This is a genomic window from Cellulomonas terrae (genome assembly GCF_007990265.1).
GTDB classification, from domain to species: domain Bacteria; phylum Actinomycetota; class Actinomycetes; order Actinomycetales; family Cellulomonadaceae; genus Cellulomonas; species Cellulomonas terrae.
This window is the reverse complement of sequence record NZ_BJWH01000006.1, coordinates 108,866-133,246: the sequence shown is the minus strand read 5'-3', so window position 1 is coordinate 133,246 and position 24,381 is coordinate 108,866. Positions and strand designations below refer to the sequence as shown.

Below are 24,381 nucleotides of genomic sequence, written 5' to 3'. Positions count from 1 at the left end.
ACCCCGCGGTCCCGGCGGGCCACCGGCGGGCGACCGACGGGAGGCCCGAGGTGACCGGAGAGCGGCTGCGCCTGATGGCGGTGCACGCCCACCCCGACGACGAGTCGAGCAAGGGCGCCGCGACCACGGCGAAGTACGCGGCCGAGGGCGTCGACGTCCTCGTCGTGTCGTGCACGGGTGGGGAGCGCGGGGACGTGCTCAACCCGCAGCACCCCCCGGTCGACGGCGGTCTGGACGGCATGCGGGAGTACCGCAAGCACGAGATGGCCGCGGCGGCGCTCGCACTCGGGGTCCAGCACAGGTGGCTGGGCTTCGTCGACTCCGGGCTTCCCGAGGGCGACCCGCTGCCACCGCTGCCGGAGGGCTGCTTCGCGCTGGTCCCGCTCGAGGAGGCGTCGGCCCCGCTGGTGGAGCTCGTCCGCGAGTTCCGGCCGCACGTGATCACCACGTACGACCCGACGGGCGGCTACCCGCACCCCGACCACATCATGTGCCACCGCGTCTCGGCCGAGGCGTTCGAGGCCGCCGGAGACCCGGAGCGGTACCGCGGGCACGGCGAGCCGTGGACGCCCTCGAAGCTCTACTACAACCACGGGTTCTCGCTCGCGCGGATGCGGGCGGTGCACGACGCGATCGTCGCCGCGGGCCGTGAGTCCCCGTTCGGCGACTGGCTCGACTCCCGCCAGGCCCGCGAGGTGCCCGAGCGCGAGGTGACCACCCGCATCGAGTGCTCGGCGTTCTTCCCGCAGCGCGACGACGCCCTGCGCGCCCACGCCACGCAGATCGACCCGGACGGGTTCTTCTTCGCGGTGCCGCGTGAGCTCGAGGTCGCCCAGTGGCCGACCGAGGAGTACGAGCTCGCGTCGTCGCGCGTGCCCGTGTCGCTGCCGGAGGACGACCTGTTCGCCGGGCTGCGCCGGGACGTGACGCCGTGATCCACGGCCTGCTCCTCGTCGCGCCGAGCCCGTCGCCGACGGAGGTCGCGATCGACGGCACCCCGCTGGGATCGCCGGGGTTCCTCGGCTTCGTCTTCACGTTCGCGCTCGCGCTCGCGGTGGTCTTCCTGTTCCTGTCGCTGACCAAGCAGCTGCGCATCGTCGACCGCCGCGCGAAGGCGCTGGGGCTCGACGACGAGGACGACCGCCCGGCCGGTCCGCACGCCGACCCCGGGTTCATCGACGCGGGACCCGGTGGGCCGGACCTCGAGGTCGACGCGGACGTCGAGGTCGCACCGTGGGACGTGCTGCCCGAGGAGCCGCGGCGGGCACCCGACGACGACTCGCCCGACCGGCCGCAGGACCCGGGCGCGTCGCGGTGAGCGCAGCCCCGGCGCCCCCGCAGCGGCCGTCCGTGCGGGTGACCGTGGCGCAGCTGGAGGTCAGCGACGACCACACGGCCAACCGTGAGGTCGTCGAGGACGCGTTCCAGACGGCGTCCCGGGCGAGCGCCGACCTGCTGGTGCTGCCGGAGTACGCGTCCGGGTTCGACCCTCGCGGGGTCGGCTCGGAGCACGCGGAGCCGCTCGACGGCCCGTTCGTGACGATGCTGCGCACGCGCGCGGCGGCGACCGGCGTCGCGGTGCTGGCCGGCACCACCCTGCCGGCGGACGGCGACGACCCGCGCGCGGTGAACGCGGTCGTGGCCGTCGACGGGACCGGGACGCTGGTCGGGGCGTACCGCAAGGTGCACCTGTACGACGCGTTCGGGCAGCGGGAGTCGGACCGGCTGGCGCCGGGCCCGTCGGACGCGCCGCCGCTCGTGCTCGAGGTGGGCGGCCTGACGTTCGGGGTGCTGACCTGCTACGACCTGCGGTTCCCGGAGTCGGCGCGCCGGCTGGTCGACGCGGGCGCGCAGGTGCTCGTCGTCCCGGCGGCCTGGGCGGCGGGGGAGCTCAAGGCGATGCACTGGCGGACGCTCGCGATCGCACGGGCCATCGAGAACACGGCGGCGGTCGTCGCGGTCGGGCAGGCGGGCCGCGGGGTCACGGGGCGCTCGTTGGTCGTGGCGCCCGACGGGATCGTCGGCCTGGAGATGGACACCGCGCCGCAGGTGCGGACCGTGGACCTGGACGGCGCGGCGCTGCTGCGGGTCCGGGAGCAGAACCCGTCGTTGGCCAACCGTCGCTACACGGTGGTCCCGGTCGTCTGAGCCGTCAGGCCGACCCGTACGACGCCATCGACACCGCGACGTAGTGGCACCCGTACCCGACCACGGTCAGCACGTGGAAGATCTCGTGGAACCCGAACCAGCGCGGGCTCGGGTTGGGCCACTTCGTGCCGTACACGACCGCGCCGAGCGTGTAGGCGAGGCCACCGCCGGCGATGAGCAGGACGATCGCCAGCCCGCCGGACCGGTAGAACTCGGGGAAGAACCAGACCGCGACCCAGCCCAGCGCCACGTACACGGGCACGTAGACCCAGCGGGGCGCGCCGAGCCAGAACACGCGCGCGAGGAGGCCGACGAGCGCACCCGACCAGACGACGATGAGCAGCGTGCGAGCGGTGTCGGCGGGCAGCAGCAGCAGCGTCAGCGGCGTGTAGGTGCCGGCGATGATGAGGAAGATGTTGGTGTGGTCGAGCCGGCGCAGGACCCCGGCGACCTTGGGCGACCAGTGGCCCCGGTGGTAGACGGCACTGGTGCCGAAGAGCATGACGGCGGTGAGGCCGAAGACGGCGGTGGACCACTTGGCGACCGGCGTCGGTGACAGGACGACCAGGACGATCGACGCGACGAGGACGACCGGTGTCACGCCCGCGTGGATCCAGCCCCGCAGGTGCGGCTTGACGCTCTCCGCGACCCGCTCGACCAGCCCCTCCTGCTCGACCTCGGGCGACGCCGCGGCCGGTGCGCCCGGCTGTCCGGGGGCGGACGCGGGGGAGGAGCTCATGGACCGGACTCGATTCGTCAGGGGAAACCTACGACACCGTAGGTTACGACACCGTAGGTAGCGTGTCGACCACGCCGCGGGCGATGTGACGCGGTCGACGCACGTCGTCGACGGCACCCTCGAAACTACCCCGCGCCGGCATCGGGGCGGGACTGTGAAGGTCCGGTGCACCGACGTCCCACGGGCGGGGAGACCGGGTCCGCCGAGCGCGCCCGGCGAGTACGGTGAGCGGGTTCCCGTCGCCTGGACCGAAGGAGTGCGCGTGCGTCTGCCCCACCCGCTCTACGGGCTGTACGAGCGCCGGCTGGCGGCGTCGCTCCCGAAGGACGGACTGCCCCGCCACGTCGGTGTCATCCTCGACGGCAACCGTCGATGGGCACGCAGCGTGGGGGAGTCCACCCGGCACGGGCACCAGGCGGGTGCGGACAAGATCGCCGACCTGCTCGAGTGGAGCGAGGACGTCGGGGTCGAGGTCGTCACGCTCTGGATGCTGTCCACCGACAACCTCGCCCGAAGTGCCGACGAGCTCGAGCCGCTGCTGCGGATCATCGAGGACGCCGTGGCGGCGCTCGCGGCCACGGGTCGGTGGCGGATCCAGGCCGTCGGGGCGCTCGAGCTCCTGCCCGACCAGACCGTCAAGGCCCTCGTCGCCGCACAGGACGCCACCTCACGTGTCTCCGGGCTGCACGTGAACGTCGCGGTCGGCTACGGCGGGCGCAAGGAGATCGCTGACGCCGTGAAGTCGTTCCTGCGCGAGCACGCCGACGCCGGGTCGAGCCTCGACGAGCTGGCGGAGGCGTTCGACGTCGAGCACATCGCCGAGCACCTCTACACGAAGGGGCAGCCGGACCCCGAGCTCGTCATCCGCACGTCGGGGGAGCAGCGCCTCGGCGGGTTCCTGCTCTGGCAGAGCGCGCACTCCGAGTTCTACTTCTGCGAGGCGTACTGGCCCGACTTCCGGCGGGTGGACTTCCTGCGCGCCGTCCGCGCGTACGCCGCGCGGGAGCGGCGCGGCGGTCGCTGAGGCGGCCCGGGCGAAATGTTACGGAGCGCTCGCCTCCGGCTGGACGCCCGTCCGGTCCGCTCGACGGCTCCCACCTGCGGGTCCGCGCCGCACGGGTGCCAGGGTCCGGTGGAACTGCGGAACCCGCTCAGGTGAACAGCGTGTAACCACTTCGCGTGTCGTGCCGGAGGTCGGCAGCGCCGGGCTTATGTTCCGCCGTAGAGGACAGCGACCGCCGTCCCCGGGAGGCCAGCCCATGGAGCATCCGCTCCGGGAGGAGGGCCGGATCCGGCCCTCTGTTCCCGGAGGGGCCGACCGCCCCCGTCCCGTCGCCGTACGTCGGTGCGTGGTCCTGCTCTGGCAGGACGCCGGTGTCCGGTGCCCGTCTCGGCGCACGTAGCGCCAGAGGGAGCCTGCCGTGGTCAGCAAGGCGCAGCTCGACCCCCAGCTGGACGTGGCCGTAGGCCGCAAGACCCACGTGCTCGACACGTCGGTGCTCCTCTCGGACCCGCGGGCGATCCTGCGGTTCGCGGAGCACGACGTGGTCCTCCCCGTCGTCGTCATCACGGAGCTCGAGGCCAAGCGGCACCACGCCGAGCTCGGCTACTTCGCCCGGTCTGCCCTGCGGATGCTCGACGACCTGCGCATCGAGCACGGCCGCCTCGACACCCCGATCCCCCTCGGGGACGACGGCGGCACCCTGCGGGTCGAGCTGAACCACACGGACCCCAGCGCCCTGCCCGACGGGGTCCGTCTGGGTGACAACGACAGCCGGATCCTCGCGGTCGCGGCCAACCTCGCGGCCGAGGGACGGGACGTCGTCGTCGTCTCGAAGGACCTGCCGATGCGGGTCAAGGCGTCGGCCGTGGGCCTGACGGCGGAGGAGTACCGCGCGGAGCTCGCCGTGGACTCGGGGTGGACGGGGATGGATGCCCTGGACCTGGCCGAGCAGCAGATGGCGGCGCTCTGGGAGCACGAGTCGGTCCCGCTGGCGGACGTCGCGACCGGTTTCGGCGGGGGGAGCCAGAACCCCAACGACATGCTCTGCCACACCGGCGTGGTGCTCCACAGCCCGCGCGGCTCGGCTCTCGGCCGGGTCACCGCCGACAAGCACGTGCAGCTCGTCCGCGGCGACCAGGACGTGTTCGGGCTGCACGGGCGCAGCGCGGAGCAGCGGATCGCGATCGACCTCCTGCTCGACGAGGAGATCGGCATCGTCTCGCTCGGTGGGCGGGCGGGGACCGGCAAGTCGGCGCTCGCGCTGTGCGCCGGGCTGGAGGCGGTGCTGGAGCGTCGGCAGCACCGCAAGGTCATGGTGTTCCGGCCGCTGTACGCGGTGGGCGGTCAGGACCTCGGGTACCTGCCCGGCAGCGCCGACGAGAAGATGAACCCCTGGGCGCAGGCCGTCTTCGACACCCTCGGGGCGCTGGTGTCCAAGGAGGTCGTCGAGGAGATCATGGACCGCGACATCCTCGAGGTCCTGCCGCTCACCCACATCCGCGGGCGCTCGCTGCACGACGCGTTCGTGATCGTCGACGAGGCCCAGTCCCTCGAGCGCAACGTGCTGCTGACCGTGCTGTCCCGGATCGGGCAGAGCTCGCGCGTCGTCCTCACCCACGACGTGGCCCAGCGCGACAACCTGCGGGTGGGCCGGCACGACGGGGTCGCCGCCGTGATCGAGGCGCTCAAGGGGCACCCCCTGTTCGCGCACATCACGCTGACGCGCTCGGAGCGGTCGCCGGTCGCCGCCCTGGTGACCGAGCTGCTGGAGAGCATCGAGGTCTGAGACGACGCAGGACGCCCGGGCACCCGCAGCGGAGCCCGGGCGTCCTGCCGTTCCCGGACGCAGGTCCGGTCAGTGGTCGGTGCCGTCGTGGTGGTCGTGCCCGCCGTACCCACCGTGCCCGGCGTCGAGCTCACGGACCAGCGCACCGAGCCCGACGCCGAGCGCGTGCCGCTCGTCGGGGCTCAGCCGGGCGAGCAGGCGGCCGTGGTGCTCGCTCAGCTCGGTCCCCACCCGGTCGGCGACGTCCTGGCCCGCGGCGGTCAGCTGCAGCCGGTACAGGCGACGGTCGTCGGGGTCGCGCTCGCGGCTCAGCCAGCCGCGGTCCACCATGCCCGCGGCGAGACGGCTGACCGTGCTCTTCTCCAGCCCGAGCCGTGCTGCGAGCTCCTGCTGGGAGAGGGCTCCCGCCTCGACCAGCTCGCCGAGCGCGAAGGTCTCCGACACGGACAGCCGGATGCCGGCGTGCTCGTGCGGCCGCTGGACCGACTCGAGGAAGCCGCTCGAGCGCACGATCTGCTGGATGAACCGGCGCAGATCGTCCCGAGGGAAGGTTGTGCTCTGCAACTGTTTCCCCTACTGTCGTCGTGAGAGTTGTGACGTACAACTGTAGGGGAGAACCTCGATGACCGACATCGATCACCACCACGGCGACCATCAGCAGGGCGGCCACCAGCACCGGCACGGGCGGCTGTTCACACGCCTCACCACGCACGGCCACGGCATGGGGCCGATGGACGACCCGGAGCGGTACGAACGTCTCTCCGGGCGCCTCGCCGCGCGGCTCTACCGTCGCGTCGCCCGCGACGTCACGGCGCTCGGGCTCCCCGAGGGAGCGCGCGTGCTCGACGTCGGCACCGGCCCCGGGACGATGCCGCGTCGTATCGCTGAGGCCGCCCCCGGGCTCCAGGTCGACGCGATCGACGTCGCGCCGGAGATGATCGCCTGGGCGCAGCAGACGGCGACCCCGGGCGTCACCTTCACGGTCGCTGACGTCGCGGCGCTGCCCTGGCCCGACGCCACCTTCGACGTCGTCGTGTCCACCCTCAGCCAGCACCACTGGGCGGACGTGGACGCCGGCCTGCGGGAGGTGCGACGCGTGCTGCGACCCGGCGGGCAGGCGTGGGTCTACGACGTTCGGTGGGCCCTCCCGCAGGAGGGGGCCGTGGCCGCGTCGCTCGGCACCGGGACGTCGGTCGTGCGCGAGCGACGGCTCGCCCGGACGTCGTGGCTGAACCCCATCGGTCGCCTGGTGCTGCGCCCCGCCTGAGGCTCGTCAGCCCGCGACGAGCTTCCCGTCGGCGATGCGCAGGACGCGGTCGGCCAGCGACACCATGAGCGGGTCGTGGGTGGACACGATCGCCGTCATCCCCTCGGCCTCGACGACGGCCCGGATCAGGGCCATCACCGCGGTGCCGGTCTCGGTGTCCAGCTGGCCGGTCGGCTCGTCCGCCACCAGGAGGCGCGGCGAGTTGGCCAGCGAGCGGGCGATGGCGACGCGCTGCTGCTGACCGCCGGACAGCTCACCGGGACGCTGGAGCGCGTGCGGGCCGAGGCCGACCAGGTCGAGCAGCAGCTGCACGCGTGCCTCACGGTCGGCGGTCGGCAGCTTGCGCAGCCGCAGGGGCACACCGACGTTCTCCGCTGCCGACAGGACGGGCACGAGGCCGAACGTCTGGAACACGAACGACACCACGTCCCGACGCAGCTCGACCAGGCCGCGCTCGTCGAGCGACGAGACCTCGCGCCCGTCGACGACCACGCGGCCGCCGTCGGGCCTGTCCAGCCCGCCGATCACGTTGAGCAGCGTCGTCTTGCCCGATCCGGAGCGCCCCACGAGCGCGACCAGCTCACCGGGCGCGATCGTGAAAGACACGTCCTGCAGGGCGTGCACGGCGGCCGAGCCCGTGCCGTAGGTCCGGCTGACGTTCTCGACACGGACCACCGGCTCCGTGCTCGCGGACGACGACGGAGCGGGGGTGGTGAGGGCGGTGGTCACCGGTCTGCCTCCTCGTCGGCGGGTGGTGCGGGGACGACGGGGACCGCCCCGGTGGGTGTCGCGGAGTGCCGGCCCGCAGGTCGGCCAGGGGCCCGCGCCGGCATCGGCCGGTCCGGCCACAGCGAGACGTGCGACTCCTCGAGCGCCAGCCGGACGCGGCCCACGAGGTTCAGGGCGTCCCGGTACTCGCGCGGCAGCTGCACCCGACCCGCACGGTCGAGCACCGCCAGCTCCTCGGCGACCACGTGCTCGGTGCCGTCGTCGCGGGTGTGCGTGCGCCGGACGGTCTCCGAGCTCGTGCGGCCGTCGCGGATGGCGACCGTGCGCTGCACGTGCTCGCTGACGCCCGGGTCGTGCGTCACGACCACGACCGTGGTGCCGAGCTCCCGGTTGACGGTCCGCAGGCCCTCCAGGACGTCGTGCGACGTCGCGGAGTCGAGCTCACCGGTGGGCTCGTCGGCGAAGAGGACCTGGGGGGAGTTGGCGAGCGCGACCGCGATGGCGACGCGCTGCTGCTCTCCGCCCGACATCTGCCCGGGGCGGCGGTCGGCGCAGTACCCGACGCCGAGCACGTCCAACAGCTCGGCAGCCCGTCGGTCGCGCGTCTTGCGCCCCACCCCGGCGAGCGCGAGCGGGAACGCGACGTTCTCGGTCCCGCTCAGGTACGGCACCACGTTGCGGGCGGTCTGCTGCCAGACGAACCCGACCATGGAGCGCCGGTACTCCACCCGCTGCCTGCTCGACATCGCCATGAGGTCCCACGGGCCGACGCGGACCTTGCCGGCGGTCGGGACGTCCAGCCCGGACAGCACCGACAGCAGCGTCGACTTGCCCGAACCGGAGGCACCCACGATCGCGACGAGCTCGCCGTCCTCGACCAGCAGGTCCAGGCCCTGCAGCGCCTGCACCTCGACGCCCTCGGACTGGTAGATGCGCACCAGGGAGTCGCACACGATGAGCGCGTGCTCGCCGAAGTCCCCGGTCCGCCTCCGGGCGCGCGCCTCGAGCGTGTCCAGCGTCGGCTCCTCGACCGTCTGCACCGCGTTCATCCGTGCCTCCTTGTCGTCGTGCTCATCGCTCGCCCACCCGCAGGACGTCGCCGAGCCGGTCCCGCCGCCGGACCGCCGACTCGACCCACACCGCGACCGCGAGCGCGCCCAGGACCACGGCGGTCGCCCCGACGATCGGGACCCAGGTGACCTCCAGCGACGTCGCCGCCGGGTGACCCGTGAGCAGGTCCAGCCCCAGCGCTCCCATGAGCACCCAGGGGACCGCGATCCCGATGGTCGTCCCTGCCAGCACCGCGGCGAGCGCCAGCGGGGCCAGCTCGCCGAACGTCATCGCCCGTGCGGTCCGCGCGTCGAGCCCGAGCGTGCGCAGCGCGGACAGCGTGCGACCGCGCTCGCGGCTCGTCGCCACGACCGTGAGCACCAGCCCGAGCGCCGCGTAGCCGGCGAGGACGATGCCCGTCGCGACGAGGAGCGCGAGCAGGCCCGCGTTGAGGGGCGACGCCCGCCACGTGCTCAGCCAGTCGGCGCGCTCGGTCACGGTGGTCCCGGGGGACTCGGCCACCCCCGCGTCACGCACCGCCGCCACGGCTCCGGGACCGTCCACCCAGGTGGTGGTCGCGGGCATCTCGTCGCCGGACACCGACGCGAAGACCTCGCGGTCGACGACCACGACACCCTTCGCCGTGGACAGCGTCGACGACCGCGTGGGCAGGACGGGCGGGTTGTCCGCGGACCCGATGACCGAGAGAGGGACGAAGTCCTCCGCGCCCATGACGGCCGGGGCGATGAGCTCCGCCGTGCTGCGCAGAGACGGCGAGATGAGCGCGGGAACGCTGTCGTCCTGCGCGGACCCGAGCGACGTCAGCCCCGGGTCCACCGCGCGGTCGTGGGCGGTGAGGATCTGGGCCAGGTCGGCGGAGTCCACGAGCATGACCTGCGCCTTGACCCCGCTGGACCGGCCGAACGTGCGCTCGCTCAGGACGGTCGCGCCGGCGACCGCCGTGACCCCGGGTGCGTCGCGCAGCCCTGCGACGACGGCCGGGTCGAGCTCTCCGTCGATGCGGACCTCCGCGCCGACCACGATCTCGGCGGCGGTGACCTGCCCCGAGGCGACCGTGACGGCGGTGGTGCCGCAGAAGACCACGAGGGCGATGGCGATGGTCAGGGTGAGCAGCGGGACCCGCGTCCCGGCGGTGCGACCCGCCCGCGCCGTGGCGACGACGGGCACGAGCGAGCGCTGGCGCGCCGCGAGGCCGGACAGGCCGCGCAGCAGCGGGGGGAGGACGCGCGCCAGGAGCACGGTCGCGGCGCCGGCCAGGAGGACGGGGGTGGCTGCCAGGAGCAGGTCGACGCCGCCGGTGGCGGTCTGCACGAGCCCGCGCCCCCGCGCCGAGACCAGCGCCGCCGCGGCGATCGCGACCAGGGCCAGCTCGGCCGTCAGGCGGCGGACGCGGCGGCGTCCGAGCACGCGCTCGCGGTCCGCGCGGTTCGCGGGCAGGCGACGCCCGGTCCAGGCGCCGGCCACGACGACCGCCGCGGCGATCGCGGGCGCCGTCGCGGCGACCAGCACGATCGCCGCGGCCACGGCCCACGTCCCTCGGGGGTCCGGCACGATCAGCCACGCCCCGGCGGCACCCACGACGGTCGCCAGGGCGACGATCGGGACGCTCTCCACCAGGGCGCGCAGACCGACCGACGCGACGGACGCCCCGCGGGCGCGCTCCGCGAGCAGGAAGGTCTCGCGGCGGACCACCAGCAGGCGCGCGGCGAGGACGAGCGTGAGCGCGCCGACGGCCGCGAGGCCCACGAGGAGCACCGACGTCTGCGCCGTGCCCGCGAGCAGGCGCGCGTCGGCGGCGCGCAGCACCGTGTCCAGGTCGCTGCCGACCGACGGTGTCCGCCCGTCCGACCCGGTCAGCGGACCGGGCAGCGCGATGACCTGCGTGACGGCCTGCGCGACCGCGCGGGTGTCGGTCGCGCGCAGGTCGGTCGCGACGACCGGGAACCGGAAGGTCATGCTGACCGAGGTCGAGACCTGCAGCGCGTCGGCCAGGGACGCGTCCGAGGTGAGCAGGCCCGCCCGGCCGACGAGGGCTGCCACCGCGGGCGCCGGCTGCGGTTCGCGCAGGTCGGCGAACGAGGACCACACGGGCGACATCGGGTCGACGGGCTCGTACAGGCCGGTCACGACGGCCACGGCGTCGCCACGGGTGGGACCGGTCAGCGGCAGCCGGGTGCCGACCTGGATCCCGAGCTGCTCCGCCGCGGCGGTGGACACCCCCACCTCGACCGCGCGCGGCTCCGTCGACCCGGCCGGGAGCACGGGCGTCATGCGGGGCTCGATCCCCGTGACCCACCGGACGATCGGATCGTCGGAGGTGGGCGTGCCGAGGTGCACGATCCTCGTGCCGACGAACTCGTCGCCCAGCCGCGCGGTGAGCGGAGCGCCCTGGACCGAGGTGACGACGGGCGCCGTCACGGCCTGCACGGGCTCCGGGAGCGAGGTCGCCATGTCCCTCGCCGCGTTCGCGACCAGGGTCGACGCGTTGTCGACGCGTGCGGGGCGCCCCGCGGCGTCGACGGCGCCGACGCCCGGTCCGCCCAGCACGGCGACGACGTCGGCTGCCGGTCCGGCGTCCCGGACGGCGCCCTGGACGCCCGCGTCGGCGGTGCGCAGCACGATCCGGGGGACGGCGAGGGCGATGAGGACCGTGACGGCGAGCACGACGGCTGCCAGGACCAGCAGGCCGGCGTCCTGGCGGCTGCGTCGGCGCGCGACGAGGACCGCGTCTCCCGTGGTCGCGCGCCAGCCCGACGCGGTCCGCGTGCGCAGCGTCGTCATCGTCATCGCTCGTCCCCCAGCCGCAGGAGCTCGCCGGACGCGCGCTTCAGCAGGGCGTTGGTCGTCAGCGCGACGGCGCCGCCGACGAGCACGACGAGCACGACGACGAGCGTCGCCTGCGAGAGCCACGGCCACTGCACGACCACCGACGGGATGGGCCGGCCGCCCTCGGCGGACACGGTCACCAGCGGGGCCACCACCTGGCCGAGCACGGCGCCGAGCGTGAGCCCGGCGAGCAGGCCCAGCACGCCGAGGATCCCGTGCTCGACCAGCACGGAGCGGACCAGGCCGGACCGCGGAGCACCGAGGGCCTGCAGCCGCGCCAGCTCGAGGCGACGGGTCCGCACGGCCACCGTGGCGCTCATCGCGAAGCCCGCGACCGCGAGCGCCACCGCGGCGGCGGTCACGATCCACAGTGCGGCCTGCACGCCGACGCGCAGGGGGCCGTCGATGGCGACCTCGCGGGCGGTGACCCGGTCGACGGCGACGCCGAGGTCCTCCTGCTGGGCGTGCTGGACGGCCCCGGGCGCGCTCGCGTCGGGGACCTGGAACCACCACTCGTCGAGCAGCTGGCTGGTGGACGACCCCAGCAGGGAGGCGCGCGTCAGCAGGTCCCGGTCGACCAGCAGGGCCGCGCCCGTGGGCAGTCCGGGCAGGTAGGCGACCTCCCGCTCCATGACCACCGGCATGCGGACCCCGTCGAGGTCGAGCACGAGCTCGTCGCCGGCCTGTACCGCGAAAGAGGCAGCCAGCGTGTCGGTCACGACGACCGGGATCGGGCCGGGCGCCTCGAACGTCGCCGCGGCGAACCCGGAGTGCCCGAAGAGGATCACGAACGGGTCGATCGCGCCGGTGATGCGCAGGACCTCGGCCTCGGTACGGACCGCCAGCAGCGGCCGCGTGCCGTCCTCCTGGAGCGCGCCCTGGACGGTCCACGGCGCCGCGGTGAGCACGACGGGCGTCACGGTGTCGGTGGTGGCCCCGGCTGGACGCTCGACGGCGCGCAGGTCCCGCACGCTCACGTCGAGTCGGACGTCGGCCAGGCCGTCCCCGATCACGCTCTCCGGGTCGGCGTCGCCGGGCAGGAGCTGCGCGACGATCCCGACGAGGCGCAGACCGCTGGCGGTGTCCGGCAGCGGGACGGTGACGTCGTCCGCGACGCCGACCGCGGGGATCGGCGCGAGCTCCACCGGGCTGCGCGTCCCGAGCGGGTCCTCGAGGACGACGCTGATCAGCAGCGTGCTCGGGACGGCCGGGGACAGGGAGCTCTCGACGTCGAGGAGGAGGGCCGTAGGAGCGCCCGGGAGCGCGATGCCGGTCGCGGGCGCGGCGGGCTGCAGGGGCTCCGCGATGGCGCCCCAGGACGGGGTCATCCGGCCGCGCAGGAGGGCGTCGGCCTGCGTCGTGTCGAGCGCGAGGAGGTTGACCGAGCGTCCTCGGCTCTCACCGGGGGTGTCGGCGGGGTCGCCCACGGTCACCGACCGGAACGTCACCGGGCTGGTCGCCTGCACGTCGGGCAGGCTCTCGACGGCCGTCGCCTGCGCGATGCCCGAGCCCCCCACCCGGTCGAGCCGCAGGTCGGTCCCCACGACGAGGTCCACCTGGTCGGCCTGCGAGGTCCGCCACGTGTCGAGGAAGGACTGCGAGAACGAGCCGACCGCCAGAGCCAGGGTGAGCAGCAGGACGGCCCCGGCCGCCCGGCCGGGTCGGCGACCGACCTCCCACGCGGCGAGCGGGGAGATGAGCGACCGGCTGCGGGTGGCCAGCCGCTCGCCGACGTGCGCGACCAGGGGCAGCAGGCGCAGCGCGAGCACGGCGCCGGCGAGCAGCAGCAGCGCTGGGGCCGCCACGAGGAGCGGGTCCAGACGCTCCGAGCCGTCCCCGGCGACGGGCGACTTGTAGGCCCGGAGCTGCCAGACGGCGAGACCGGCCAGCACGAGGAGGGCGAGGTCCGCGCCGGACCGGGCGATCCCGCCGCGCCGGTCCTGGCGCACGAGCTGCTGCTCGGCGTCGACGACGCTTCCCCGGCGCCGCAGCAGGGGCCCGAGAAGCACGCCCGCGAGGACGAACGACGAGACGACGCAGGTGATCCACAGCGACGGGGGGCGGCCCGGGTCGTGGTTCAGCCCCGCCTCCGCGAGAGGGCCGACGGAGGTGATCGCCTGGAACAGCCACACGGCGAGCCACGGGGAGACCAGGGTCGTGACGAGCGCGACGCACGCCGCCTCGAGCGCCGCGAGCCCGAGCAGCTGCCGGCCGGACGCCCCGCGGGACGACATGAGGGTCTGCTCCGGGGCGCGACGGTCGGCGAGCAGGCGGGCGGCCAGCAGCAGGACCGTGACCGCGAGCACCACGAGCATGAGCCCGATGATGACGAGGCTGACCCGTGTGACCGCCAGGTTGCCCTGGGCCACGTCGATCGTGGTGGCGAGGCGCGACCGGAACAGTGCCGTGACCACGTCGAGGTCGGTCGCGGCGACGAGGGTGGCCTGGGCGTCGTCGAGGCGCGCGCGCACGGCGTCGACGGCGCCGGCCGGGCTGTCCGCGAGCTGCGGCGACGCGACCATCCGGACCGTGGCCACCGAGCCGGGGGCGGTCAGCGCCTCGGGTGCGACGACGAACGGGCCCCAGGCGTCGGTGGCGACGAAGCCGAACGAGCCGGGCACCGGGTACCGGGGGTCGTGCTGGGCGCCCTGCAGGAGGTCACGCGTCCACAGGCTGCGCGGCTTGCCGAGCTCGTGGATGCCGACGACGACGGCGGACGCCCCCTGCTTGTAGGTGGCCAGGTCCCGCAGCGGGAGCTCGGTGCCGACCGTCCACCCGTACTCCTCGGCCGCGATCTTGGGCACGGCGACCTGGACCCGGCCGTCGACGACCCCGGCGGTCGGCCAGCCGCCGGCCACGAGCGTGGCGTGGTCCGGGATCTCGGGGTTGGTGGCCAGGTAGGCCATGGGGGTGCCCACGGTGTCGCCCTCGGAGAGCAGCCGGTACAGCGGCGACGTGAGCCACTGGGACCGCGTCGACGTGAGGTCGCCCAGGAGCTCGTCGAAGAAGGCCTCGCCGGCCGCGACGGCATCGGCCGGGGTGCCGTTCTGGAGCCCCAGCTCGATGTCGAGGTCGGTGCCTGCGGCCGGTGCCCGCGTCAGGGCGGCGTCCATCGCGCGGGTCTCGCTGGTGAACAGCAGGAGCGCGAACGTGCCGAGCAGGCTGGCGCCGACGAGGGCGACGGCGACGACCGTGGCCAGGAGGGTCCCCTGGGCGGCGGCACGGTGCCGCAGCACGCGCAGGCTCCAGCCCATCCGACCTCCTCGTCCCGTGGGCGCAGCGGAGACAGGGGACGACGCTGCGCGGTCCGGCGATCGTAAAGGAGCAGACAGGAAGTGTGGGAGCGATCCCGCAGTTGTGATCGAACCGATACGAACGAAGGCCCCGGGCGGCGAACCCGGGGCCTTCGTCGTCGTGCGCTCAGGCCTGCGGCGGCCTCGTCATGCTCAGGACGTCCAGGGCGCTGTCCAGCTGCTCCTCGGTGACCTCGCCGCGCTCGACGAAGCCGAGGTCGATGACCGCAGCCCGCACGGTGATCCCGTGCTTCACGGCGTGCTTGGCGATCTTCGCGGCCGCCTCGTACCCGATCACGCGGTTCAGCGGCGTGACGATCGACGGCGACGACTCGGCCAGCTCGCGGGCACGCTCGACGTTCGCGACGAGCCCGACGACCGTCTTGTCCGCGAGCAGCCGGGACGCGTTCGCGAGCAGCCGCACGGACTCCAGCACGCCCGCGGCGATCACCGGGATCTGCACGTTGAGCTCGAACGACCCGCTCGCACCGGCCCACGCGACGGTCGCGTCGTTGCCGACGACCCGCGCGGCGACCATGAGCACCGCCTCGGGGATGACGGGGTTGACCTTGCCGGGCATGATCGACGAGCCCGGCTGCAGGTCGGGGATCGCGATCTCGCCGAGGCCGGTGTTCGGTCCGGAGCCCATCCAGCGCAGGTCGTTGCAGATCTTGGTGAGGCTGACCGCGATCGTGCGCAGCGCACCGGACAGCTCGACCAGCCCGTCGCGCGAGCTCTGCGCCTCGAAGTGGTCCCGCGCCTCGGTCAGCGGCAGGCCCGTGTCCTCGCGCAGCAGCGCGATCACGCGCTGCGGGAAGCCCGCGGGGGTGTTGATGCCGGTGCCGACCGCGGTGCCGCCCAGCGGGACCTCGGCGGCGCGGGGGAGGGCGGACTCGAGCCGCTCGATGCCGTACCGGATCGCGGCCGCGTACCCGCCGAACTCCTGCCCGAGCGTCACGGGCGTGGCGTCCATGAGGTGCGTGCGACCGGACTTCACCACGGTGGCCCACTCGGTCGACTTCGCCTCGAGCGCCTCGGCGAGGTGCGCCAGCGCCGGGACCAGGTCCCGGACGACGCCCGCGGTCGCGGCGACGTGCACCGACGTCGGGAACACGTCGTTGGACGACTGCGACGCGTTGACGTGGTCGTTCGGGTGCACGTCCCGCCCGAGCCTGCGCGTCGCCAGCGTCGCGAGCACCTCGTTGGTGTTCATGTTCGAGCTGGTGCCCGAGCCCGTCTGGTAGACGTCGATCGGGAAGTCGCCGTCGTGCGCGCCGGAGGCCACGTCGTCCGCGGCGGCGACGATGGCGTCCGCGACGTCCTGGTCCAGCACGCCGAGCTCGGCGTTCGCGCGGGCCGCGGCCTTCTTGATGCGGGCCAGGGCCTCGATGTGGCTGCGCTCGAGGCGGCTGCCGGAGATCGGGAAGTTCTCGACCGCCCGCTGGGTCTGTGCGCGGTAGAGGGCGTCGACGGGGACGCGCACCTCTCCCATCGTGTCGTGCTCGATGCGGAACTCAGAAGTCATGCGAGCCATCCTGCCGCACCGGTCAGCCCTCGACGTCCCCCAGCGACTCGGTCAGGTGCACGGTCCCGTCGGCCAGCGTGTACTCGAGCCCGACGATCGCCACGCGCCCCTCGGTCACGGCCTCCGCGAGCGAGCGGGAGTACCCCTGGATCATCTGCACGGTGTGCCGGACGTGCTCGTGCCCGAGCGCCGCCGGGTCCAGCGTGCTCAGCGCACCGAGGCCACCGCCTGCGAGGTTGACGATGCTCGGGATGACCCGGTCGACGATCGCGCGCACGAACCCGGTCGGCAGCTCGCCGGTGGTCAGGGCGGCGGTCGCCGCGGCGACCGCGCCGCAGCTGTCGTGGCCCAGGACGACGACCAGGGACGCCCCCAGGACGTCGACGCCGTACTCGATCGACCCGATGACCGTGGTGTCGAGCACGTGACCGGCGGTCCGGACCACGAACACGTCCCCGAGCCCCTGGTCGAAGATGATCTCGGCGGCGACCCGGGAGTCGGAGCAGCCGAAGATCACGGCGAACGGGTACTGGGCGACGCTGAGCTCGGAGCGGTGGTCGACGCCCTGCGACGGGTGGAGCATCTCGCCGCGGACGAACCGCTCGTTTCCCTCGCGCAGCGCGGACAGGGCTTCGGCGGGTGTGGTGGGACGGGGCACGGCGTCATCGTCGCAGGTCCGGACCTCGCCGGGGAGCCCCGTTCACCGTGCGAGAAACGTCGCTACCGGTGGCGCCGGTGGGGCGAACGGGTGTAGCCCTTGAGTGTGAGGCGTCGACGCCTCGGTTCGGAGGTGCTCCGTGCGACGACGCACACGGGCGCTCGCCCTCGCACTGGGGGTGGGGCTCGTCGCCCCGTTGGCAGCATGTGCGGGATCGGGGTCCGGAACCCCCGTCCTCACCTGGTACATCAACCCGGACGACGGCGGCCAGGCGGAGATCGCCAGGCAGTGCACGGAGGCCGCAGGAGGCCAGTACGCGATCGAGGTGTCGGTGCTCCCGCGCGACGCCAGCGCCCAGCGCGAGCAGCTGGCCCGCCGGCTGGCCGCCAAGGACTCGTCGATCGACATCATGAGCCTGGACCCGCCGTTCATCCCGGAGATGGCCGAGCCCGGGTTCCTGGCGCCCGTCCCCGACGACGTCGCGGAGCGGGTGACGCAGAACGTCGTGGCAGGCGCCCTGGCCGGGGCGACGTGGGACGACGAGCTGGTGTCCGTCCCGTTCTGGGCCAACACGCAGCTGCTCTGGTACCGCAAGTCCGTGGCGCAGGCCGCGGGGCTGGACCCGGAGGCCGCCCCGGTGACGTGGGACCAGATCATGACCGCGGCCCGGGACCAGGACAAGTACCTCGCGGTCCAGGGCACCAAGGCAGAGTCCCTCACCGTGTGGATCAACGCGCTCGTCGCGTCCGCGGGCGGCACGATCATCGAGAACCCCGAGGCCCCGGCCGACGAGGTCACCCTCGGGCTGGAGAGCCCGGCGGGTGAGGCCGCCGCGACGATCATCGGCACGATCGGCAAGGAGAACCTCGGAGGTCCCGCCCTGCCGACGGAGGACGAGGGCGCGTCGTTGTCGATCTTCCAGGGCGACATGGGCTCGTTCATGGTCAACTGGCCGTTCGTCTGGTCCGCCACGAAGGCCGGCGTCGAGGACGGCACGTTCGACCAGGCCCTGCTCGACGACATCGGCTGGGCGCTGTACCCGCAGGTCACCGAGGACCAGCAGACCGCGCCGCCGTACGGCGGGATCAACCTCGGCATCGGCGCCTACAGCAACCACGTCGACCTCGCCTACGAGGCGGCCGAGTGCATCGTGACCCCTGAGCACCAGGCGCAGTACTTCGCGACGAACGGCAACCCGCCCTCCAACACCGAGGCCTACGACGACCCCGCCGTCACCGAGGCGTTCCCGATGGCGGACGTCATCCGCGAGTCGCTCGAGCTCGCCGTGCCGCGGCCGCAGACCCCGTACTACAACGAGGTGTCCACCGGCCTGCAGCAGACGTGGCACCCGCCGAGCGCAGTGACCCCGGAGGTCACCCCGACCAAGTCCAGCGACCTGATCACCGCCGTGCTTCGAGGGGAGCAGCTGCTATGACCACGGTCGCCGACAAGAGGCCGGACCTGCGCGACGCCGCAGCGAAGGCCGGCCGCAGCGACCGCGCGAAGTCGGAGGCGCGGCTCGGCTGGCTGCTCGCAGGGCCGGCGTTCGTCGTCATGCTCGCGGTGACGCTGTACCCGATCCTGCAGGCCTTCTACGACTCGCTGTTCCACTTCCGCCTCACCGCCCCGGACGACAGGGGCTGGGCCGGGTTGAGCAACTATGCGGTCGTGCTGAGCGACCCGCTCTTCTGGCAGGCGCTCGGCGTCACCGTCTTCATCACCGTGGTGACCGTGGTGATCGAGCTCATCCTCGGATTCGCGCTCGCCCTCGTCATGCACCGAGCCATCACGCAGCTGCGTGGCCTGCTCCGCACGGCGATCCTCGTGCCCTACGGGATCATCACCGTGGTCTCCGCGTTCGCGTGGTTCTACGCGTTCGACATCAACTCCGGGTACGTCAACCACTGGTTCGACTGGGTGCCCGGCATCAGCACGGACCTCAACTGGTTCGCCCAGCAGGGCACCAGCCTCTTCGTCATCATCATGTCGGAGATCTGGAAGACCACACCGTTCATCTCCCTCCTCCTGCTGGCCGGCCTCTCGCAGGTCCCGACCGAGCTCGAGGAGGCGGCGGAGGTCGACGGTGCGACGTGGTGGCAGCGCCTCACGCGGGTGGTCCTGCCCAACATGAAGGCCGCGATCATGGTGGCCGTCCTGTTCCGGGCCCTCGACGCGTTCCGCATCTTCGACAACGTGTTCATCATGACGAACGGCGCCAACGGCACCGAGGTGCTGTCGCTCCTGGCGTACCGGACGTCGATCGGGCGTCTCGAGATCGGCCTCGGCTCGGCGATCTCGGTGCTGCTGTTCCTCTGCGTGATCCTGATCTGCTGGGTCGCGGTCAAGCTCTTCAAGGTCGATCTGGCCGGCGGCGCGAGGGGGGCGGGCTGATGAAGCAGCTGTCGGGCCGGGCCAAGGTCGCCTGGGCGCTCATCACGATCTTCGTGCTCTCCTACGCCCTGTTCCCGATCGTGTCGATCTTCGCCACGTCGTTCAAGCTGCCCAGCCAGCTCAACCTCGGGCTGTTCTGGCCGAAGACGTGGTCGACGGTGAACTACGAGGAGATCCTCGCGCCGGACGGGTCCGCGCAGACGCTGTTCCTGTCGTCGCTGCGCAACTCCATCGGCATCTCGCTGATCGCCACGGCCATCGCCGTCGTCCTGGCCACCCTCGCGGCGTACGCGATCGCCCGGCTCGACTTCCCCGGCAAGCGGCTCATCCTGCTCACCGCGCTCGGTGTCTCGATCTTCCCCGTCATCTCGATCGTGACCCCGCTGTTCAACCTGTGGCGCAACATCGGCCTCTACGACACCTGGCTCGGGCTGATCATCCCGTACCTGTCGCTGACCCTGCCGATCTCCATCTGGACGCTGGCCGCGTTCTTCCGGCAGATCCCGTGGGAGCTCGAGCAGGCCGCCCAGGTGGACGGGGCGACCACGTGGCAGGCGTTCCGCAAGGCGATCGTGCCGCTCGCCGCACCCGGGGTCTTCACGACCGCGCTGATCGCCTTCTTCATCGCGTGGAACGACTTCGTCTACGGCATCTCGCTCACGTCGACCGACCGCGCCCGACCCGTCCCGGCCGCGCTGGCGTTCTTCACCGGTGCCTCGCAGTTCGAGGAGCCGACGGGGTCGATCTCGGCCGCCGCCATCATCGTGACCATCCCGGTGGTCATCCTCGTCCTGCTCTTCCAACGCCAGATCGTGTCCGGCCTGACCCAGGGCGCCGTCAAGGGCTGACCACGAAGGAGATCCGATGGCCGCCATCACCCTCAAGGACATCGTCAAGCAGTACGGCGACGGCTTCCTCGCCGTGAAAGGGGTCAGCCTCGACATCGCCGACGGGGAGTTCGTCATCCTCGTCGGCCCGTCCGGCTGCGGGAAGTCGACCCTGCTGCGGATGATCGTCGGCCTCGAGGACATCACCGCGGGCGAGCTGACGATCGGCGGGACCCGGGTCAACGACAAGGCACCGCGCGACCGCAAGCTCGCCATGGTGTTCCAGAACTACGCCCTGTACCCCCACCTCACGGTCTTCGAGAACATCGCCTTCCCGCTGCGTCTGCAGAAGGGGCAGTTCACGGAGGCGCAGATCAGGGAGAAGGTCGAGTTCGCTGCCAAGACCCTCGAGCTCCAGGACCACCTGGAGCGCAAGCCCGCGAACCTGTCGGGTGGCCAGCGGCAGCGCGTCGCGATGGGCCGCGCGATCGTCCGGGAGGCCCAGGCGTTCCTCTTCGACGAGCCCCTGTCCAACCTCGACGCCAAGCTGCGCGGCCAGATGCGCACCGAGATCGCCCGCATGCAGCGCCGCCTCGGCACCACCACGGTCTACGTCACGCACGACCAGACCGAGGCCATGACCCTCGGCGACCGCGTCGCGGTGCTCCGCAAGGGCGAGCTCCAGCAGGTCGCCAGCCCGCGCGGCCTCTACGAGCAGCCCGTGAACCTCTTCGTCGCCGGCTTCATCGGCTCGCCGCCCATGAACTTCCTGCCGGGGGAGGTCGACGGGTCGACGATGCACCTGCCGTTCGCCGACGTCCCGATCTCCGCCGACCTGGCGTCCAAGCTCGGTGGCAAGAACCTCGTCATCGTCGGCATCCGCCCGGAGCACTTCGAGGACGCCAAGCTGCTGGAGGAGTCCAAGGTGTCGTCCGGCGTGACCTTCACCGCGCCCGTGGACGTCAGCGAGTGGCTCGGCTCGGAGCTCTACGCCTACATCCCGTTCGACACGAACCCCGACGTCGCGCAGACCCTCGAAGAGCTCGACCGCGACCTCGACGGCGAGGGTCTGCGCACGCAGCTCATCGTCACGCTCGGGTCCGAGACGAAGATCCGCGACGGCGACGACGCCGAGCTGTGGTTCGACCCGGAGCGGCTCATGGTGTTCGACCCCGAGACCGGCGAGAACCTCACCTGGGACGCCGAGGCCGCGAAGACGATCGACCAGGAGAACGAGGCCGACCGCAAGGCGTCCCTCGAACGTGCGCAGGCGCGCGAGCGGGCCAGCGCCTGACCCTCTGTCAGACGAGCTCGGACGAGCGTGGCGGGTTGGCGCCCGCGCGCGACACCGTGATCGCCGCGATGCGCGCGCACCGCTCCAGGACGCCCTCGACCGTCGCCGCGTCGACGTCCGCCAGCGCCTGCCGACGGTGCGCCCCGAGCAGCCCGGCGGACCAGAGCCCGTCGATCAGCCCGCCCATGAACGAGTCCCCGGCGCCGACGGTGTCCACGACCTGCACCTTCGGTGCCGCCACCGAGATCCGTGCCCCGGCAGACGTGCTCGCGAACGCCCCCTCGCCACCGTGCGTGACGACGACGAGCGACGGCCCCGACCGGCTCCACTCCTCCGCGATCTCCGCCGGCGCGACCCCGGGGTGCAGCCACGCGAGGTCCTCGTCGCTGACCTTCACGACGTCGGCCAGCCGCACCAGCGCGTCGACGACCGGCAGCGCGTGCGCGGGCGACCCCATGAGCACCGGCCGCAGGTTGGGGTCGTAGGTGACGGTCGACGTCGCGCGTCTGCGGGCCACCATCGTCGCGACCGCCGCACCACCGGGCTGCAGCACCGTCGCGATCGAGCCGGTGTGGACGACCACCGGGTCGCCCGGGTCCTCGTCCCACGTCTCGGGCAGGTCCCACTCCAGGTCGAACTCGTAGGAGGCGGTCCCCTCGGCATCGAGGTGCGCCGTGGCGACCGGGGTGCGCAGGGCCGAGCGGTTGCCCTGCAGGACGTTGACGCCGGAGCCGCGCAGGTGCCTGCGCACCAGGTCGCCGTCGGCGTCGTGACCGAGCCACGTCAGCAGGTCCACCCGTCGGCCCAGACGGCCGAGGCCGAGGGCGACGTTGGCCGGGCTGCCGCCGGGGTGCTGCGCCCGACTGCCGTCCGGGCGCGCGACCACGTCGATGAGCGCCTCACCGATGACGAGGGCGCGGTCTGCTGTCGGTGCGGTCATCGTGTCTCCTCGTCGTCGGGGCTCTCGTCCGTCCCGCTCTCCGTCCTCGCCGCGGTGTCCCGGACGGCGCTGAGCCGCTCCCGGGCCCCGTCGAGCCACTCCTGGCACCGCGTCGCCAGGGCCTCGCCGCGCTCCCAGAGCGCGAGGGACTCCTCGAGCGTCGCAGCACCCGCCTCCAGCCTGGCGACGACGGCGACGAGCTCGTCGCGCGCCTCCTCGTAGCCGAGGGCGGCGACGTCCGCGTTCGGGTCGGGCGATGACGCCGACGGGGTGGGCGCGGCGGACTGGGACGGCTTCGGCACGGGGACAGTCAACCAGGACTCGCCCACACCGCCGGGGTGCCGTCCGCGGAGTGCACCGGACGGGCTCCACCGGTCCGCGGCCTGACGGCTGCCACGCAGCGGGGGTGCGGCGAGCCCCGTCCGACCGACCGCCGCCGGACGGCCGGACCCGTCGCGCACCGCCCGAGCCTCGGACGGGAGCGGCTCGGCGTGGCGGGTGAGCGTCAGGTCGTCGTGACCGTCGCGGCCAGCTTGCCCCGGGCGACCCGGATGCGCAGCAGCTCCTCCGGTGCCACGTCGTCCGGGTCGCGGACCACGTGCCCGTCGGCCCCCTGCACGACGGCGTAGCCGCGGTCGAGGGTGGCCGCCGGCGACAGGGCCCGGACCTGCGCGGCGAGGCCGGCGATCTCCGCGCGACCGTGCACCAGCGCGGTGTGCAGCGACCGCCGCGCGCTCTCCCGCAGGGCCGCGACGCGGTGCTCGTGGACGTCGACGAGCGTGGTCGGGCGGGCGAGCACCGGCCTGCTGCGCCAGTGGTCCAGCCCGGTCTGCTCGCGCGTGAGGCGCATGGTGAGCGCGGCACGGGCACGCAACCGGGCCTGGCTGACCCGAGCGCGCTCCTCGCGCACGTCCGGCACGACCCGCTTGGCCGCGTCCGTCGGCGTCGACGCGCGGAGGTCGGCGACGAGGTCGAGCAGCGGCGTGTCCAGGTGGTGGCCGATCGCGCTGACCAGGGGCGTCCGGCAGGCGGCGGCAGCGCGCACGAGGGACTCGTTGCTGAACGGCAGCAGGTCCTCGAACGACCCACCCCCGCGGGCGACGACGATCACGTCGACGCGCGGGTCCCGGTCCAGCTCCGCGATCGCCGCGCTGACCTCCGGCACCGCGCGCGGCCCCTGCACGGTCACCCGGCGGATCTCGAACTGCACCGCGGCCCAGCGCGCGCGGGCGTTGGACACCACGTCGTGCTCGGCGTCGCCCTGCTGCGCGACGATCAGCCCGACCACCGCGGGCAGGAACGGCAGCGCACGCTTCCTCGACGGCTCGAACAGCCCCTCGGCGCCGAGCACGCCCTTGAGGTGCTCGATCCGTGCGAGCAGCTCACCCAGCCCCACCAGCCGCACGTCGTCGGCGGCGAACGTCAGCGTCCCCTTCTTGGCGTGGAACTGCGGCCGGGCGTGGACGACGAGGTGGGCGCCGTCCGTGAGCGTGTCGGCGAGCTTGTCGATCGCGAAGGCCGGGGCGGTGACCGACAGGGACATGTCGAGGTCCGTGTCCCGCAGTGTGAGGAAGTACAGGGAGTTCCACCGCTTGAGGTTCAGCACCTGCCCCTCGACCCAGACCGGAGGCATCTTCGCGATGTAGTCGGCGATCTTCGGGGCGAGGTGCCGTACGGGCCACGGGCGGTCGGGAGTGGTGTCCGCCGCCCGCAGCGGGGGAGGGCCGGCCGACGCCGGGCTGGTCAGGGGGCCGGTGCTCACGCGCCCAGCCTGCCTCATGGCGCCGACATCCCCCGACGGCGACGGCTCGTACGTCGGCGACGGCCGGGGGAGCGCGCGGTCCGTCCACCTGTGTCGGCGTCGTGGGGGTCGGGTGCAGGTCA

At 73.3% G+C, this 24,381-nt stretch carries 21 protein-coding genes; 10 read left to right on the top strand and 11 right to left on the bottom strand.

The window, feature by feature from the left end:
- Window positions 1-50: 50 nt before the first annotated feature.
- From mca to CTE05_RS08105, 3 genes are read left to right on the top strand one after another with little or no spacing between them, the layout of a single operon-like run.
- The gene (mca, locus tag CTE05_RS08115) at window positions 51-935 is read left to right on the top strand and encodes a mycothiol conjugate amidase Mca (RefSeq protein WP_246123424.1); all 885 of its coding nucleotides are present in this window, start codon (window positions 51-53) and stop codon (window positions 933-935) included.
- On the top strand, window positions 932-1,318 hold the full coding sequence (locus CTE05_RS08110) for a hypothetical protein (protein ID WP_146845618.1): 387 nt from the start codon (window positions 932-934) through the stop codon (window positions 1,316-1,318). Before mca ends, CTE05_RS08110 begins: the two co-directional genes overlap by 4 nt.
- Window positions 1,315-2,148, top strand: a complete 834-nt coding sequence (locus tag CTE05_RS08105; RefSeq protein WP_146845617.1) for a carbon-nitrogen hydrolase family protein — start codon at window positions 1,315-1,317, stop codon at window positions 2,146-2,148. Before CTE05_RS08110 ends, CTE05_RS08105 begins: the two co-directional genes overlap by 4 nt.
- A gap of 4 nt (window positions 2,149-2,152) precedes the next feature.
- On the opposite strand, the gene trhA is transcribed toward CTE05_RS08105, so the two are convergent.
- Window positions 2,153-2,887 carry a PAQR family membrane homeostasis protein TrhA gene (trhA, locus tag CTE05_RS08100; RefSeq protein WP_146845616.1) on the bottom strand — a complete coding sequence of 245 codons (735 nt, stop codon included), beginning with the start codon at window positions 2,885-2,887 and terminating at the stop codon, window positions 2,153-2,155.
- A gap of 262 nt (window positions 2,888-3,149) precedes the next feature.
- Here trhA and CTE05_RS08095 point away from each other — a divergent pair, with 262 nt between their 5' ends.
- Complete coding sequence (locus CTE05_RS08095; RefSeq protein WP_146845615.1) at window positions 3,150-3,911, top strand: isoprenyl transferase; 762 nt, start codon at window positions 3,150-3,152, stop codon at window positions 3,909-3,911.
- 397 nt (window positions 3,912-4,308) lie between these two features.
- Window positions 4,309-5,676 (top strand): RNA 5'-3' helicase PhoH2, encoded by a 1,368-nt coding sequence (phoH2, locus tag CTE05_RS08090; protein WP_146845614.1) that lies wholly within the window; start codon window positions 4,309-4,311, stop codon window positions 5,674-5,676.
- A 69-nt stretch (window positions 5,677-5,745) separates the two neighbouring features.
- Here the strand turns inward: phoH2 and CTE05_RS08085 are convergent, their stop codons facing one another.
- The gene (locus CTE05_RS08085; RefSeq protein WP_146845613.1) at window positions 5,746-6,240 is read right to left on the bottom strand and encodes a MarR family winged helix-turn-helix transcriptional regulator; all 495 of its coding nucleotides are present in this window, start codon (window positions 6,238-6,240) and stop codon (window positions 5,746-5,748) included.
- 58 nt (window positions 6,241-6,298) lie between these two features.
- Between CTE05_RS08085 and CTE05_RS08080 the strand changes: the two genes are divergently transcribed.
- Window positions 6,299-6,943 (top strand): class I SAM-dependent methyltransferase, encoded by a 645-nt coding sequence (locus CTE05_RS08080; RefSeq protein WP_146845612.1) that lies wholly within the window; start codon window positions 6,299-6,301, stop codon window positions 6,941-6,943.
- A 6-nt stretch (window positions 6,944-6,949) separates the two neighbouring features.
- On the opposite strand, the gene CTE05_RS08075 is transcribed toward CTE05_RS08080, so the two are convergent.
- From CTE05_RS08075 to CTE05_RS08050, 6 genes are all read right to left on the bottom strand, one after another.
- Window positions 6,950-7,672 carry an ABC transporter ATP-binding protein gene (locus CTE05_RS08075; protein ID WP_146845611.1) on the bottom strand — a complete coding sequence of 241 codons (723 nt, stop codon included), beginning with the start codon at window positions 7,670-7,672 and terminating at the stop codon, window positions 6,950-6,952.
- Complete coding sequence (locus CTE05_RS08070) at window positions 7,669-8,721, bottom strand: ABC transporter ATP-binding protein (protein WP_146845610.1); 1,053 nt, start codon at window positions 8,719-8,721, stop codon at window positions 7,669-7,671. Before CTE05_RS08070 ends, CTE05_RS08075 begins: the two co-directional genes overlap by 4 nt.
- A gap of 22 nt (window positions 8,722-8,743) precedes the next feature.
- Complete coding sequence (locus CTE05_RS08065) at window positions 8,744-11,530, bottom strand: FtsX-like permease family protein (protein WP_146845609.1); 2,787 nt, start codon at window positions 11,528-11,530, stop codon at window positions 8,744-8,746.
- Window positions 11,527-14,823 (bottom strand): FtsX-like permease family protein, encoded by a 3,297-nt coding sequence (locus CTE05_RS08060; protein ID WP_146845608.1) that lies wholly within the window; start codon window positions 14,821-14,823, stop codon window positions 11,527-11,529. The genes CTE05_RS08065 and CTE05_RS08060 overlap by 4 nt, the downstream gene beginning before the upstream one ends.
- A gap of 166 nt (window positions 14,824-14,989) precedes the next feature.
- Entirely contained in the window at window positions 14,990-16,387 is a 1,398-nt protein-coding gene (locus CTE05_RS08055) for a class II fumarate hydratase (RefSeq protein ID WP_246123422.1), read from the bottom strand.
- A 22-nt stretch (window positions 16,388-16,409) separates the two neighbouring features.
- Entirely contained in the window at window positions 16,410-17,045 is a 636-nt protein-coding gene (locus CTE05_RS08050) for a carbonic anhydrase (RefSeq protein ID WP_146845606.1), read from the bottom strand.
- A gap of 139 nt (window positions 17,046-17,184) precedes the next feature.
- On the opposite strand from CTE05_RS08050, the gene CTE05_RS08045 reads away from it, so the two are divergent.
- The 4 genes from CTE05_RS08045 to CTE05_RS08030 are packed head-to-tail and all read left to right on the top strand — an operon-like array spanning window position 17,185 to window position 21,557.
- Window positions 17,185-18,480 carry a sugar ABC transporter substrate-binding protein gene (locus CTE05_RS08045; RefSeq protein WP_146845605.1) on the top strand — a complete coding sequence of 432 codons (1,296 nt, stop codon included), beginning with the start codon at window positions 17,185-17,187 and terminating at the stop codon, window positions 18,478-18,480.
- A complete protein-coding gene (locus CTE05_RS08040; protein ID WP_146845604.1) occupies window positions 18,477-19,436 on the top strand; it encodes a carbohydrate ABC transporter permease in 960 nt (319 codons plus the stop codon). Before CTE05_RS08045 ends, CTE05_RS08040 begins: the two co-directional genes overlap by 4 nt.
- Entirely contained in the window at window positions 19,436-20,284 is an 849-nt protein-coding gene (locus CTE05_RS08035; RefSeq protein WP_146845603.1) for a carbohydrate ABC transporter permease, read from the top strand. The genes CTE05_RS08040 and CTE05_RS08035 overlap by 1 nt, the downstream gene beginning before the upstream one ends.
- A 16-nt stretch (window positions 20,285-20,300) precedes the next feature.
- Window positions 20,301-21,557, top strand: coding sequence for an ABC transporter ATP-binding protein (locus tag CTE05_RS08030; RefSeq protein WP_146845602.1), 1,257 nt, complete (start codon window positions 20,301-20,303; stop codon window positions 21,555-21,557).
- 7 nt (window positions 21,558-21,564) lie between these two features.
- Here the strand turns inward: CTE05_RS08030 and CTE05_RS08025 are convergent, their stop codons facing one another.
- The 3 genes from CTE05_RS08025 to xseA all read right to left on the bottom strand — a co-directional run bounded on the left by CTE05_RS08025 (window position 21,565) and on the right by xseA (window position 24,277).
- Window positions 21,565-22,497 carry a carbohydrate kinase family protein gene (locus CTE05_RS08025; protein WP_146845601.1) on the bottom strand — a complete coding sequence of 311 codons (933 nt, stop codon included), beginning with the start codon at window positions 22,495-22,497 and terminating at the stop codon, window positions 21,565-21,567.
- Window positions 22,494-22,799 (bottom strand): exodeoxyribonuclease VII small subunit, encoded by a 306-nt coding sequence (locus CTE05_RS08020; protein WP_146845600.1) that lies wholly within the window; start codon window positions 22,797-22,799, stop codon window positions 22,494-22,496. The genes CTE05_RS08025 and CTE05_RS08020 overlap by 4 nt, the downstream gene beginning before the upstream one ends.
- A gap of 203 nt (window positions 22,800-23,002) precedes the next feature.
- Window positions 23,003-24,277 carry an exodeoxyribonuclease VII large subunit gene (gene xseA, locus CTE05_RS08015; protein ID WP_146845599.1) on the bottom strand — a complete coding sequence of 425 codons (1,275 nt, stop codon included), beginning with the start codon at window positions 24,275-24,277 and terminating at the stop codon, window positions 23,003-23,005.
- Between the last annotated feature and the right edge of the window lie 104 nt (window positions 24,278-24,381).